This window comes from Flavitalea sp. (assembly GCF_035489435.1).
In the GTDB taxonomy this organism is placed as follows: Bacteria; Bacteroidota; Bacteroidia; order Chitinophagales; family Chitinophagaceae; genus DATHKG01.
This window is the reverse complement of sequence record NZ_DATHKG010000060.1, coordinates 40735-54436: the sequence shown is the minus strand read 5'-3', so window position 1 is coordinate 54436 and position 13702 is coordinate 40735. Positions and strand designations below refer to the sequence as shown.

General features: G+C 40.6%; 14 protein-coding genes. 4 read left to right on the top strand and 10 right to left on the bottom strand.

Features of this window, described 5'->3' with window-relative positions; all coding sequences use genetic code 11:
• Positions 1-4: 4 nt before the first annotated feature.
• Entirely contained in the window at positions 5-2449 is a 2445-nt protein-coding gene (locus VK664_RS09405) for an endo-1,4-beta-xylanase (protein WP_461398390.1), read from the top strand.
• A gap of 6 nt (positions 2450-2455) precedes the next feature.
• Here the strand turns inward: VK664_RS09405 and VK664_RS09400 are convergent, their stop codons facing one another.
• Positions 2456-3178, bottom strand: a complete 723-nt coding sequence (locus VK664_RS09400) for a hypothetical protein (protein WP_461398389.1) — start codon at positions 3176-3178, stop codon at positions 2456-2458.
• Between the two features lie 200 nt (positions 3179-3378).
• On the opposite strand from VK664_RS09400, the gene VK664_RS09395 reads away from it, so the two are divergent.
• On the top strand, positions 3379-4182 hold the full coding sequence (locus VK664_RS09395) for a phosphatase PAP2 family protein (protein ID WP_461398388.1): 804 nt from the start codon (positions 3379-3381) through the stop codon (positions 4180-4182).
• Here the strand turns inward: VK664_RS09395 and VK664_RS09390 are convergent.
• Both VK664_RS09390 and VK664_RS09385 read right to left on the bottom strand, forming a co-directional pair.
• Positions 4179-4739, bottom strand: a complete 561-nt coding sequence (locus VK664_RS09390) for a DUF4199 domain-containing protein (protein WP_461398387.1) — start codon at positions 4737-4739, stop codon at positions 4179-4181. The two genes, VK664_RS09395 and VK664_RS09390, sit on opposite strands and share 4 nt — an antisense overlap.
• Before the next feature lie 151 nt (positions 4740-4890).
• Positions 4891-5376 (bottom strand): response regulator transcription factor, encoded by a 486-nt coding sequence (locus VK664_RS09385; RefSeq protein ID WP_461398386.1) that lies wholly within the window; start codon positions 5374-5376, stop codon positions 4891-4893.
• A gap of 84 nt (positions 5377-5460) precedes the next feature.
• Between VK664_RS09385 and VK664_RS09380 the strand changes: the two genes are divergently transcribed.
• Together VK664_RS09380 and VK664_RS09375 are read left to right on the top strand one after the other, a co-directional pair.
• Entirely contained in the window at positions 5461-6279 is an 819-nt protein-coding gene (locus VK664_RS09380; protein WP_461398385.1) for an SGNH/GDSL hydrolase family protein, read from the top strand.
• Between the two features lie 132 nt (positions 6280-6411).
• On the top strand, positions 6412-6852 hold the full coding sequence (locus tag VK664_RS09375) for a response regulator (RefSeq protein ID WP_461398384.1): 441 nt from the start codon (positions 6412-6414) through the stop codon (positions 6850-6852).
• 145 nt (positions 6853-6997) lie between these two features.
• On the opposite strand, the gene VK664_RS09370 is transcribed toward VK664_RS09375, so the two are convergent.
• The 7 genes from VK664_RS09370 to VK664_RS09340 form a co-directional block, all read right to left on the bottom strand.
• Positions 6998-8425, bottom strand: coding sequence for a T9SS type A sorting domain-containing protein (locus VK664_RS09370; RefSeq protein ID WP_461398383.1), 1428 nt, complete (start codon positions 8423-8425; stop codon positions 6998-7000).
• Between the two features lie 30 nt (positions 8426-8455).
• Positions 8456-10066: a hypothetical protein gene (locus VK664_RS09365; RefSeq protein WP_461398382.1), complete on the bottom strand. Its 1611-nt coding sequence runs from the start codon at positions 10064-10066 to the stop codon at positions 8456-8458.
• A 173-nt stretch (positions 10067-10239) separates the two neighbouring features.
• Complete coding sequence (locus VK664_RS09360) at positions 10240-10893, bottom strand: hypothetical protein (protein ID WP_461398381.1); 654 nt, start codon at positions 10891-10893, stop codon at positions 10240-10242.
• Positions 10878-11459 carry a hypothetical protein gene (locus VK664_RS09355; RefSeq protein ID WP_461398380.1) on the bottom strand — a complete coding sequence of 194 codons (582 nt, stop codon included), beginning with the start codon at positions 11457-11459 and terminating at the stop codon, positions 10878-10880. The genes VK664_RS09360 and VK664_RS09355 overlap by 16 nt, the downstream gene beginning before the upstream one ends.
• Before the next feature lie 228 nt (positions 11460-11687).
• On the bottom strand, positions 11688-12335 hold the full coding sequence (locus VK664_RS09350; protein WP_461398379.1) for a DNA-3-methyladenine glycosylase family protein: 648 nt from the start codon (positions 12333-12335) through the stop codon (positions 11688-11690).
• A gap of 140 nt (positions 12336-12475) precedes the next feature.
• On the bottom strand, positions 12476-13111 hold the full coding sequence (locus VK664_RS09345) for a hypothetical protein (RefSeq protein ID WP_461398378.1): 636 nt from the start codon (positions 13109-13111) through the stop codon (positions 12476-12478).
• A 1-nt stretch (position 13112) separates the two neighbouring features.
• A complete protein-coding gene (locus VK664_RS09340; RefSeq protein WP_461398377.1) occupies positions 13113-13598 on the bottom strand; it encodes an RNA polymerase sigma factor in 486 nt (161 codons plus the stop codon).
• Positions 13599-13702 lie beyond the last annotated feature (104 nt).

Genomic DNA, 13702 nt, shown 5'->3' with positions numbered 1-13702 from the left:
TACAATGAAAAATATCATTTTATCTGTTCTCGTCATTATAACATCTGCTACTGCGTTCTCTCAGCAGCGAAGCCGCGAAGAGGACAGTATTGCAAGACGGAGGTTCCAGGATAGTATCCGGACACTCACTGAGCAGGATCACAAGGAAATGCTTGCCTTGTTAAATATCAAGACGCTTCGTCCGGGTGCAAACGGCAGTAATCCAAATGCTCCCAATGCCGCAAACTATGATGAATCCAAAGCCAACCCATTCCCGGTTTTACCAGCTGCGCTCATTCTTAAAAACGGAAAAAAAATTTCTACGGCAAATGATTGGTGGCAGCGCCGCCGCCCTGAGATCATAGAAGATTTTGACAGGGAAATCTACGGACGAACACCCGGGAACATTCCCAAAGTCACCTGGCAACTAATCACTGAAGAAAAAGGTATTAATAACAATATCCCGGTAATCATAAAAAAACTTGTTGGTCATGCTGACAATAGCTCATACCCAAAAATAAAAGTAGATATAGATCTGACTTTGACAGTGCCTGCAAATGCAACAGGACCTGTGCCGGTGATCATGGAATTTGGTTTTGTTTTTCCACCGGGATTCAGACCAACTGCGACACCTCGCGATACCACGGCTGGAAATAATAATCCTGCACCTCTTACCTGGCAGCAACAGGTGCTTGCTAACGGTTGGGGATATGCGATCATTATTCCCGGTAGTATCCAGGCAGACAATGGCGCTGGTTTAAAACAAGGCATAATCGGGCTGGTAAACAAAGGGCAACCCCGTAAACCAGACGATTGGGGATCATTAAAGGCCTGGGCCTGGGGTGCAAGTCGTGCTTTGGATTATTTTGAAACCGATAAATCTGTCGATGCAAAAAGAGTCGCTATCGAGGGCCATTCAAGATATGGCAAAGCTGCACTTGTCGCTCTTGCTTATGAGCCCCGGCTCGCCACCGGTTTTATCAGCTCCTCGGGTGCAGGCGGCGCCAAGCTGCATAGGCGCAATGCAGGAGAGATTGTCGAAAATGTAGCTGCAGCAAACGAATATCATTGGATGGCCGGTAATTTTATGAAATATGCAGGCCCCCTTAACTGGAATGATATGCCTGTTGATTCACATGAACTTATTGCACTATGTGCCCCAAGGCCTGTATTTATTAGTGCGGGTGATAAAGGAGATGGCTGGGTTGATGTAAGAGGAATGTTCATGGCAGCTGTTGCTGCAGGACCTGTTTATAAACTACTTGGCAAAAAAGACCTGGGAACTGAAATCTTTCCGCCATTGGAAACCAGTCTTACAGATGGTGAAATTGCTTTCAGACAACACAGCTCAGGGCATACACCAGGTCCCAACTGGCCATTTTTTCTTGCATTTGCAAAACGATATTTTGAACCGGGTTCAATCCAGGTCGCCAAATCCGGAAATAATCAGGCTGGCAGATCGGATAAAGGTCTCAAAGATTATTATAGTAATTATTTTCCGATTGGAGTTGCAGTATCACCTGGATCCCTGAAAACGGATGAGGCCGCTCTTATCATTTCGCAATTCAATAGTATGACGCCCGAAAATGCAATGAAGATGGGGCCGATTCATCCACGCGAAAATGAATATTTCTGGAAAGATGCTGATAGCATCGCAGCTTTTGCAAAGCAAAATAATTTAAAGCTTAGAGGTCATACCCTTTGCTGGCACAACCAGGCACCACGTTGGTTTTTTACTGACTCCGCTACCGGTAAACCGGTTAGTAAAGAAGTTTTGCTGAAGCGTTTAAAAGAACATATCACAACGGTTGTATCAAGATACAAAGGGACCATATATGCCTGGGATGTTGTAAATGAGGCGATATCAGACAATCCGGATGAATACTTACGCAACACGGAATTCTATAAAATCATAGGAGATGAATATATAGCAAGGGCATTTCAATATGCGCATGAAGCAGATCCGGCCGCAATTCTTTTTTATAATGATTATAATGAGATCAACCCGATCAAAAGTGAAAAAATTCATCGCCTGGTAAAATCTTTGCTGGATGCAGGAGTACCTATTCATGGCGTCGGACTGCAGGGTCACTGGGCAATCAATGAACCGACTGCATCTCAACTGGACAGCACCATCAGCCGGTTCGCAGACCTGGGTTTAAAACTACAGGTAACAGAGCTCGATATTTCTATATATCCTAAAGAGCATAACGCAAGAGAGAGAAAGACCGTCGACGCAGACACGACGTTTAATCCAGCTAAAGAAAAGCAGCAAATAGATCTATACCGGATTTGTTTTGAGGCATTCAGGAAATATAAAAATGTTATATCCGGGGTTACATTCTGGAATATATCAGACAGAAAAAGCTGGCTGGATAATTTCCCCGTTCGTGGGCGTAAGGATTATCCCTTGTTGTTTGATAAAGAACTGAAACCTAAAAAAGCATATTGGGAAGTTGTCAATTTTTAAAGAACATCAATTACGAAACTCGTGATCTATCATTGAAATAATTTTTTGAGATTTGTCAATGCAAATATTGTATCGCTCTAAGATTTCAGTGATATTGGTTAACACACCCGCGCGATTGTAGATCGCGGGCGATGTCAACACTTTGTCAATATTTGTTGTTGAGTCGGTCAATCTGGCCATGTTATCATTGTACAGGTCCAGGAACTTTGCTTTTTGTGAAGTATAATAATCAGTGCTTCTTATTAAAGTAGGTATACTCTCCACATACATGTCCACTATTTCGTTTTGCAGAACCTCATTTTCAATATTTCCTAATCGGCCTGAAGATTTAAATCCCTCAAAGCGGCCATCGTTTGGTGTTAAACCAGTGGCATTAAATAAATAATCATCATACTTATCCAGGCTGTCCTTGTTTATTTGTTGATCTAATTTCAGGCTTTTCAGATAATTGAAACTTGCCTGGCTGTTTTGATACGATTCTTTATCTGCCTGCATTTCCCTTATATCCTTTCTGAGGTCCTCCCGCAGGCCGGTCAGAAATACTTCTACTTCTTTTTGCTGATGGGCATGTTCACTTCTTTCATGGAACCAGATGGAGAGACTGACAGCGAATACTATGATTATGATCTCCAGTAAAAATTCTTTGACCTTCGCCCAAATGTTGTGCTTTTTATCGCCCCAGATATTATATATTTTTTTAGTATGTTTAATTACTTCCTGTTCAGCCATCTGTTAGTTTTGAGTTGAATATACATCAGATACGGTGAAATTGAAAAGCAGCGGTGCATAATTTATTCGGTTTGATACGAAACCCGGCGTATGAACGTTATTATGTTACAACCCGCTATTCTCCGGTCCCACGAAATCAGAAATTCTTCAGAATTTAATACTAGTTTGTAATACGTTTTATCAAATTTCAACTAAACTGCATGTTAAGGAAACGTTGGTTTCGCCTGCTTTCAATACTTTTATTTTACACCTATTCGGCTGGCGCTCAATTCAATGATACGCTCGCATTGCCAGCTTTGGCTGCAAAAAATTTCACCGTCAATCTGAAGCCATCAGCGCCGGCAAAGGAAAATAAGATAAGCCTTAAGTCCTTTTACGTGCCAGCTGGTTTAATAACTTATGGGATCGTTAGCCTGGAGAGCCATAATCTGCGTCAACTCAATCACAAAGTCAGGGAAGAAATTTACCTGGAAAACCCACATAAAAAACTAGGTGTAGACGATTATCTTCAGTACGCCCCTGCTGTTGCTGTATATGGATTGAATTTCGCGGGTGTTAAAGGTTTGAATAATTTTCGTGACAGGACGCTTATTTACCTGATGTCGGATATCATCTTAAACGCTGCAGTTTCAGGTGGTAAAAAGGTCACCCGCGAACTTAGGCCCGACGAATCAAATTATTTGTCATTTCCGTCAGGTCATACTGCACATGCATTCGCATCAGCAGAGTTTCTTCGCCAGGAATACAAACATGTTTCACCCTGGTATGGTTATGCCGGCTATGCTGTTGCAGTTACAACCGGATATTTAAGAATGTATAATAACAGGCACTGGTTAAGCGATGTTGCGGCCGGTGCTGGTGTTGGAATTGCATCAACTAAAATCGCTTATTGGCTATACCCCAAGGTTAAAAAATTGTTTTTTAACAAGAGCAAATCAGAAAACATTATTATGCCTTCTTATAGCGATGGGTCTGTGGGCATAAATTTCATCCGCCGATTTTAAATCCCTGCTGCCCGGCCTGCTGGCTGAACTTCATGAATATTATTACGGTTTCGTTTTAAAATCAAACCGGAAATAACAGTCACTATAATTCCGACCATAAAGGCAGTTAAAAACATTACCAGTGCTGAGATAACAGGGTTTGCGAACATATTTTTTTCAGCTTCGATGGCCTTTGCCTTTACCTGGAACTCGCTTGCAGAAAGCGTTTTTTGCATTTTCTCTAACTCAGCCAGGTAATACTGATCCAGGAAATCCGGGTTGATGAAAAGTATATATAACAAATCAACAAGTGCAAAACCGATCGAAGGGAATAACGCTATAAGCGCCCCGACTTTTAAAGCCTTGACAAAATTGAGCCGGCCATGATTCACTTTATCCCGGTAGTAGCGGATGCCGGCAAATACAAATAACATTGACAGGATAATTCCTGAATATCCGATTACTTCCTGCCCCTCATAATCATTTGCCTCAGAACCGAAAACCAGCCAGTTAACCAGGAAAAATAAAACAATAAACACAGCACTGGACAAACCATAACGAATCAGAACTTTTTTCATAATTTTTGTTTTTTGGTCAGGCTGTAAAGAAGATGAAGAATCCTGAAAGTTCAGTTACACTTTAGTATGATTTTGTGATGCCGGGCACGAATTACTACTTAAGTATTAGTGTTCATCACCAAAAAACCATTGAATATTGCAAGCCAGGTTTCTATTGGATTATTTTCAATTGCTTTGCCTTGTTTATTGCATCTGTTCTTCGTTCTGCGTCCAGTTTTTGGAAAAGGTTGCTGACATGTTTTTTTACTGTATGAGCAGAAACGAAAAGCCTGTCGGCAATCTGTTGATTGCTTAGCCCCTCATTTATCAAAATGAGAATCTCAAGTTCCCTTTTACTTATACCGCTTTTTTGTAAAGAAGGTGTATTTTCTTCCTCATGCCCGGTGGCTTTTTCCGGGGGCATAGTAAACAACAGGTGGTCGGTTGTTTCAGCTTCGGGAGTCATATCACTTTTCGTGGTTTTGCTTTTCGGCATCTTCCGGCTTATTGCGATTCCTATCATCAAAAAAAGAAAACTGAAACCCGCTATCCAAAGTTCCAACTGGAAGTCAGGTTTTAGCCGGTTGATATTAACCAGACGGAACAACACGAGCAGGCAGAATATTAGCAAAGAAAAAGCTATCACAATGTCTCTCATGTCCTAAATCTAAGAATTAATGATGGTTGTTTTACAGGCTTTGCCTATGTTCAGTATTGACTGGTATTAGTTACATTTAAAGTCATGAAAAAATTAGTACTATTTACCTGCATTCTATTATTATTCACCTCCTTTCAGAAAAAAGGAATTACCTGGGTGGCGATCGGAGATTCTATTACTTATTTGAATGAACATCCTGATGAAACCGGGAACCGGGTCACCAGGGGCTATATGACGCTGGTGAAAGAAAAACTCCCTTCGATAAATTATATCAACAAGGGTTACAATGGTTGGACTTCAGCCGGCATTGGTGATAAGATAGAAGATCTGAACATTCCCACTGCAGATATATATACCATTTTTCTCGGTACCAATGACTGGTGGCAGGGAAGACCAGTGGGCACAATCAATGACTATCAAAACAATACAGGGACGAAAACGTTGTACGGTTCGTTCCGGGTCATCATCAATAAATTGCGTATTCTTAATCCCAAAGCAAAGATTATACTGATTACGCCGCTTCAACGTTCAGATTTCGTTTATATCAACAATATGAAAAACAATGCCTGGGGCTCATATAAAGAGAAAAACGGGCAGTTCCTGGCCGCCTTTGCCGCAGCCATCAATGACATTGGCAGGGCTGAAAAACTGGAAGTTATTGACCTTTACAATAAGAGTGGGATCAACCAAAAAAATATTGTGAATTTCAAAAGGCTTCGTGATCCAAAATCAGGAGAGTATAAAAATTTTAAATATCCCGGGTTTACTTCTGTTCCATTCAACCCGGAAACCGACGAATATCCATATCCCCATGAAGCAATTAATATGACCTATGATGGCTTACATCCCTCCGATAAAGGAAATAAAGTAATAGCCCGGATGCTCATAAAGCTCATGGATTAATTGCTGGATTCAAGCTGTTCTTGCTGCAATATCCGGAGGTAGTTATACGTTATCAATACTTGCCGCCAGCTGTTGCAATCCAGTAAATAACAAAAGAAACAATAGGACAAATAATGATCCTAAACAACGAAAATGCCAAAAGACCCAAATATCTCGATTTTCCTGGTTGACGATGATGCTTTATGTCTGAACCTCTATCAGCAGTTTCTTAAACAACTTGGATACACGCAGGTGCATCTGTATGACAATGGGAACGATTGCATCGAGCATATTTCCCGCCATAAACCGGAAATCATTTTCCTGGATTATAATATGGATGGGCTTAATGGCCTTGATGTGTTAAAACAAATCAAACAGATTGATCCTTCAATTGTCGTGATATTTATTTCCGGCCAGGAGGAGATCTCCATTGCCGTAACAACTATTCAACATGGCGCACTTGATTATATCGTTAAATCGTCACTTAATTCAGAAAAATTAAAAACAATAATGGACCGCGCTGAAGGATCAATTATTCGTACCGGTGCAGCCCCCAGGGCTCAACCATCATTTCTGAAGCGGCTGTTTTCATAAACCTGATCATCGCATTTTCACAATTTGGACCCGTAATTTTTTGCGGGTTTTTTTTGTAACATACTTTGATAAAAAAAATCCGCCCTCATGTATTAGACAAGGACGGACAGATATTATAAAAAGACATTCTTAAGTTTTCCTGGCATTAGTTTCCGACCATTACTTTCCGGACCATATTGAAGCCCGGCTTTTGCAGGCTTAGCAGATAAATACCTTTGTTAACAGATCCTGACAGGGGGATGTTAAGACCGGAGACGTTTATATCTACCATGCCCTGTTGTACGGTTTGACCAGACAATGTATTCAGTTGATACTGGAAGGTTCCACTCAAATTGTTTGTAAAACCATAAATCGATTTGAATGCCGGGTTTACAATTGCCAGTTCCGCGGATATAGTTGCATCACCCGAAACGTTTATCACCTTTGATAAAGTTGACCGGCCATCTTTATCAACGCTACGTAAACGGTAATATGTTGTTCCGGTTAAAGGTTTTGCATCAGAAAATTCATAAGCATCTATACCCTGGATGTTCCTGGCAGTTACAGAACCGATCCTGGTAAAAAGTAAACCATCGTCACTTCTTTGTGGTTCATGATGGCTAACGTTTACTTCGTCTGTCGTATTCCATTTCAATAATACAATGCCGTTATTTTTAACGGCAGAAAAATTCAACAAATGTAACGGAAGGATAAAGGCTATACTTCCAAAAGTGAAGGCACCAAAGGAAGAAATAAGATTTGATGAAATAGCACCGGTAGAACCTGTGCTTCCTGAAGCGGCCCCGCCAACCTGTGTCCAGTTTCCTGAAATATAGTTAGCTACCCGGATATCTGCAATGCCATAATTTGGCATATTGACTTTGGTATCATCCCAGTTCATATTTACATTGGCAGATCCACCACTCAATTTGTTGATTTGCCAGAATTCATTCGGATCAACTATAAAAAGCGGAGAAGTCACGTTCGTGGTATTAGTTGTTGCACCCATATATCTCGTGTTAAACACTGTTGCAGAAGAGATATTGCTAGCTCCTATTTTTCTTTCAATTGTACCATTACCTACCGGAAATGAAAATGCGGTGGTACCGCTTTTCCTGACCCAGCCATTCACATGCCGCGAGTCGCCATCACCGGTATAAGATGATCCTGCCTCATAGATAAGGTAGTTGGGAGTTGCTGATGTTGAAACAATACCTGAAGAAAATGTATGTACTGCAGCAACGCTCAAATCATTGTTTAGACGTACGCCAGCAGCATTATTTGTCACGAGATTATTGGTTCTGAAGACCTGCGTACCACTAATTTGTTGCTGTATGCTGCCATTAAGATACAATGTTCCTGCACCAGCAGCCATCGTTACCTGGCCGTTGGTAATATTCCGATTAACATACAGGCTACCATTATTTGTAAGAGCAGCCCCGGCGGCATTAGTCAGGGATCCATTGATATAAATCAGATCCGAAGCACCGGAAACATACAGCACTCCTGTATTCTGCAGATCAACCTGTGCCTGCAGATTATTGCCAATTGCAAAGGCGATGGTGGCAAGGATGATGTTTTGAAATGGTTTCATGGGGTTTAGAATATTTCTTGAATTTCCATCTTAATTAAGACGTCTCCATTGGGTCCCGTCAGATAAAACCTCTAGGAAATTTGTACCAGTGCTATTTATGTTTGTCGAAGTAGTCGATGAATTGGTTCTTACACTTTCTGACAACGTTATAGACCCGGTACCATGATTCAACAATTTATAAGTTCTGCCCGGGCAGCTGGTGGCGACAGGCAAGGTCCAATTAACGGCCGCACCTGTATTAATCACGACATAATCAGTTGCTTTTATTGTATAATCGCCCGTGCCCGAATAGTATGATACCGACAAAGATCCGTTTACTGACAAAGTTGAGTTTGGCGTTGCATTACCTATTCCAACATTACCTGCTCCCGTAATTCTCATTCTCTCTGCTGCTGCAGGTTGACTGGCTCCCGGAGTGGTAAAAAATATTAGTGGTTTATTGTTACCAAGATTGCCGAGTGTCATATCGTTACCGGCGCCATAGAGGTAAGTGTTATTTACTCCATTAAGAACTGGTATATTTCCAGTGACACCGGTACTATTGTAGCCACTCGAATTGACTCCCATATCGATGTAATTTGTTGTCTCGGTTCCATTATCAGCAGTAGCTACAAGATCTGAACTGGCTGCTAAACCGGCGGACCTGTTCTGAACATTAATCTGCAGATAATTATCAATGCTGCCTTTACCTGTCATCAGGTTATAAGAAGTGGTAGTGCCGGCATCAATAAGTAATTTTTCGGGATTCGAAACGTTGAAAGCATTGGATCCAACTGCCATTCTTCCGCTCTGCAATCTCATAATTTCTGACATGCCATTAACATGATGAAAGCTTTTAAAAACTATTGGCTCATCTCCATCATCACCAATAATGAATTCAAAACCGCCATTGTTACTGGCACCGGTTGATCCAAATTCAAAAAAGTCAGTACCGGCAGAGCTTCCCTTCACACGGAAGTTCCCGTTTACATCTGTATACATCTTGGGCTTATAAAAGTTAGCGGCGGTAGCTTCAAACTGGAGCGCAGAGCGGATATAAGTCACCTTCTCGTTATTGTCGTCATAATCAGTATATGCCTGTGTGAGACCAAGCGTCTGCCTCCGTCCGAACTCGAGATAAGATTGATTATTTGATTTAAAAATCATCTGTTTATCATCTGTTGTGCCGAGGAAATTTGTGGCCGCATTGATATTGCTGTTACCTGTCTGGCTCCAGCTTATACTTGAACTGGTCGGAAGAAAACTTACAATGCTCCAGTTAGTGCCGTTACTTACCACAGTAACAGTCTGGTATAAACCCGTGAGTGACCAGTTTGTTAAACCATCAATCGTTTCACTGGCTGTTGTAGCGATGGTAACTGTTGGAGTCGGGCCGGTAATGCTGGAATTTTTTACCTGGTAACTTCTGCCTGCAATGGAAGCTGCGGTTGGTAATGTAAGTGTAGCTGCCGTGGTACCCGTAAAAACAAGAACATTGTCAGTAATTAAAGCAGCTGTATTTGCAGTAAATGTTCTGTATCCGGTTGATAATGATCCTCTAACATCAAGTGTTGAGTTTGGTGTAGTTGTCCCGACACCTACCTGAGCAAAAGATTGAAAACTGCAGAAGAGCAGACATAAAGAAAGAAATTGGATTTTCATAGTCAGGTTGTTATTATTAATGGAATTTTAATAACGTTCACAATGACTTTTAATTGGACCATAAATAATCTGATCCTGAATTATAAATCCATTACCTAGTAAAAGCTAAGTGGATACATAGAGAGCGGTTGGCAGTGAGAAGATAACAGGTTGAGAATTGAAACAAGAAACGACTAGGGATTTTGCACGATCACAGGTGCAGGTTTCTTTTTGTTAGCGCGGTTGTAACTAAGTTCCCAGTTAAGACCTACTACAAAGTATCTTTCATTTGCGAAAGGATTAAAACTATATACCGGAAAGTTCCATTGTTTATAAGATAAACCAACCAATAGCCCAGGTTCTGTTAAAGTAGCTGTTCTGTAAACCTGTGTATTCTGCAAACTAATACCTGCATATAGCCAGTCAAGCGGTTGATAAGACAATTCCGACCAACTGAAAAAATAGTTATTCATTCGGCTATCGGCGTTTACGCTATACTGTGATTGTGATGAAAAATTAAACCCCCTGAAATCGAATTCTGTATTTAATGCGAGAGATCCGCCACGGCTTTTACCAGCCATACCACCAATCATCGGCGTTATCGAATATGTAAGGTTTCGTTCACCTGAAAAAGTCCGGCCTGCATATAAAGAAAAGGTATTTAATTCGTCGTAATTATAACGCGCTTCAGCATACCAGTTTGAATTGGTTTTGAAATGTGCTACAGGCATTAAAGTGTTCAATTGCCCTATACCCAGGTAAGAATATTGCTCAATCCCTAATTCATGTTGCGAATAAGCCGCAAAGCAAAGAATTTGAAAAAATATAGCAGTCAGGAGGCGACGCATATTTGTTGCTCCGGCTTTTTAAGCTCAACAGCATACATTTCACTTGTAAGAACATCTGCGTTTATCAAACGGTCAAATATAGATATATCTTTCAGGTAAGGATTCCATCCGAATACCAACTCGTTTATTGGCCGCCAGAGGATAACCCAGCTAAATACTTCCATAGCATTCTCAAATATTGAATGCATTGTTTCATTTGATATTGTAAATGCAGCAAGAATCAGATGGCAAATCACCACCATCGATAAACTGAAGCCAAGTAATTTATAAGAGCTTTTTTTGAACTTGGTAAACTGAGATTCCTTTATTGATTTCTGAATAGAGAAATGCCGGCGGACTGCATGTATTAAAGGCTCGACATATTTTTTATCGGATTCATTTTTACAAACAAGTTTATACCGTATTAATGAATATCTCTTGATCGCTACAATCGAGGACATGATATATTGCTCAAATTCCTGGTTTAGCTGCCGCTTATACAAAGGTGACGGATCGTGTATGTTGAAATATGAATCAATAGTATCTTCATCAACAGTCAGATATATGGTGATTTGTTTAAGTAACATTTGGGAAATCCGGATAACTGGTTTAGATGACCTGGTATTTTCAAATCCAATCGGTACAAAAAAGAGGACCAGGGCAATAACCTTAACAAACGAATACAGCTTCGATGTATTATAACCCAACTATGCTTTCTTCCCATACTAAGTGGAAATATCTACAACTAAACAACAAAGTTCAGGAAGAAATTATTATAGCTGCAATGGCACCAGCCTGAAGATCGCATGATGTCTTCAGGTGCCAGGTAGTCGCGTTGCTTTCGCGCTTTTACTTAAATATAAATGCCAGAGCATCATAGTGGCAATTGTCCTATAAGGTTTCCACCGCCCGCTGATTGCAAGAATCATATTCCTGTCTGCATCTGCTGGTAATAACTTTAATGATTTAAGGGCATTTACTGCTGCTAAATCACCGGAAGGAAATATATCAGCCCTTTGAAGCACAAACATGAGGTACACATCTGCGGTCCAGTTTCCAACACCTTTTAACTTTGTCAACTGCAGCCTGATATCTTCATCTTCCATGGCATCGAAAGTTGCCAGGTCCAGCCCCCCGCTGATAATCGCAGATGCAACATTTTTTATATAAACTTGTTTCTGCCTGCTGCAATAACAAGCCCGCATTTCCAGGTCTGTCATTGCAATTATATTTTCCGGTGTAAAATCTGCTACATGTTGTTTTAGTTTTTGAAGTGCGGATAATGCAGAGGCGAGCGACACCTGTTGTTCCAGGATGAAGTGCACAAGGGTCTCAAAATTATTCGGCCTGCTCCAGAGTGGAGGATAACCATAGCTTGCTAAAATAACTGCAAGATCCGGGTCTATCGAGCCAAGTTTATCGCAGATATCATGAAAGTTCCGGGTACTGAAATTCGTCGGCATTGATGATTTTAGATTTTCCTTTCATACCATGAAATTAACCATCTTAACTAAAACCCAGGCAATTTATATCTCCTTCACCTGGCCGTGTACTTTTATTAAGAGATGAAAAAAAGCCACGGCCTGATGGTAATATTCTGCGTTCACTGTTTAAATTCTGCAGAGAGCTCTTTGAGATTATTTAGTTCCTTCAGATCATTTTCAAATGCCGCCTTGTTGTGATTCTTAAAAGCTCCTGCTTTAAATGCAATAAAGTAAATAACAATTGTGATCATAACAATCAGACCGGTTTCTAAGAAAGCTTCCGAAACACTCTTGTTCTCAAGTTTCTTAGGTAAGAAAGAAAAAACTGTCAACACGCCACCTGTAAACATGATAATGCCAAACCAGGATTCTACTCTACTTTTCGTGTCATAAGCAGAAACAGTTTGTTTCAAAAATGATGACAGATCCAATTTATTCAAATCCGCAGGCAAGCTTTGTAAAGATTGTACAAGTGTTATTATCGTTATTGCAACTCCAAGCAGGAGCACACCATAAGGTATAAACTGCCAGCTATAATTAAAGTCAAATGGATTTCCGGCCAGGATCGCAATTAATAATGTCAATACTAAACACATAAGTAAAAGGTATAAAAAGTTACTGCGCCTGATCGCCGAGATCCGCGAGCGTGATCTTTCTTTAAGGATGCTCATTATCAGCTGATCACTTAATTGTTGGGACAAAGACAGTTTTTCATTGTACCTGGCCCATTCCATTTTCAGTTGTTCCACATTCATGTCAATAAGTTTTAAGGATTTTTGTCAATTTCTTTTTTATACGGTTTATCCTGACCCCGATATTGCTGATAGAAAGACCCAAAATTTCGCTCATTTCTTCATAAGAATTCTCATCCAGGTATAACATCACGACCGCTTTTTCCAGGTCATTAAGTTTGTCAATTGCTTGTTGAAGGGAGTGGTTATTATCTAAGCTGTCTGGGTCAAAAGACATATCAGGGATCTCAAATTCGAGGGCGGTAATTGACGACTTACCTACTCTTTTTGTTTCCTTTCTGAAATTTGAAATAGCTGTATTCAGTGCAACCTTGTAGATCCAGGTACTGTTGGAGGACTCTCTTTTAAAACCCGGGAAAGATCTCCAGAGTTGTAACACCACTTCCTGGAACAAATCCCGCCTGGTTTCAGTTTCATGGCAGTAAACATTACAAACCTTGAATATAAGGGCCCGGTGATCATTTATAAGATTGATAAACTCTTTTTCCATCAGCGATGATCGATTTAATTATTAGTCGCATCCAGGGAAGCTTTCTTACAAATGCCAATAAATAATTTGTTCCCTCAAATATATCGGCTATCCAAACAACGGGC

Coding starts and splice junctions, on each gene's coding strand:
- VK664_RS09405 (WP_461398390.1), top strand. CDS start 5: ATGAAAAATATCATTTTATCTGTTCTCGTCATTATAACATCTGCTACT.
- VK664_RS09400 (WP_461398389.1), bottom strand. CDS start 3,178: ATGGCTGAACAGGAAGTAATTAAACATACTAAAAAAATATATAATATC.
- VK664_RS09395 (WP_461398388.1), top strand. CDS start 3,379: ATGTTAAGGAAACGTTGGTTTCGCCTGCTTTCAATACTTTTATTTTAC.
- VK664_RS09390 (WP_461398387.1), bottom strand. CDS start 4,739: ATGAAAAAAGTTCTGATTCGTTATGGTTTGTCCAGTGCTGTGTTTATT.
- VK664_RS09385 (WP_461398386.1), bottom strand. CDS start 5,376: ATGAGAGACATTGTGATAGCTTTTTCTTTGCTAATATTCTGCCTGCTC.
- VK664_RS09380 (WP_461398385.1), top strand. CDS start 5,461: ATGAAAAAATTAGTACTATTTACCTGCATTCTATTATTATTCACCTCC.
- VK664_RS09375 (WP_461398384.1), top strand. CDS start 6,412: ATGCCAAAAGACCCAAATATCTCGATTTTCCTGGTTGACGATGATGCT.
- VK664_RS09370 (WP_461398383.1), bottom strand. CDS start 8,425: ATGAAACCATTTCAAAACATCATCCTTGCCACCATCGCCTTTGCAATT.
- VK664_RS09365 (WP_461398382.1), bottom strand. CDS start 10,066: ATGAAAATCCAATTTCTTTCTTTATGTCTGCTCTTCTGCAGTTTTCAA.
- VK664_RS09360 (WP_461398381.1), bottom strand. CDS start 10,893: ATGCGTCGCCTCCTGACTGCTATATTTTTTCAAATTCTTTGCTTTGCG.
- VK664_RS09355 (WP_461398380.1), bottom strand. CDS start 11,459: ATGTTACTTAAACAAATCACCATATATCTGACTGTTGATGAAGATACT.
- VK664_RS09350 (WP_461398379.1), bottom strand. CDS start 12,335: ATGCCGACGAATTTCAGTACCCGGAACTTTCATGATATCTGCGATAAA.
- VK664_RS09345 (WP_461398378.1), bottom strand. CDS start 13,111: ATGAATGTGGAACAACTGAAAATGGAATGGGCCAGGTACAATGAAAAA.
- VK664_RS09340 (WP_461398377.1), bottom strand. CDS start 13,598: ATGGAAAAAGAGTTTATCAATCTTATAAATGATCACCGGGCCCTTATA.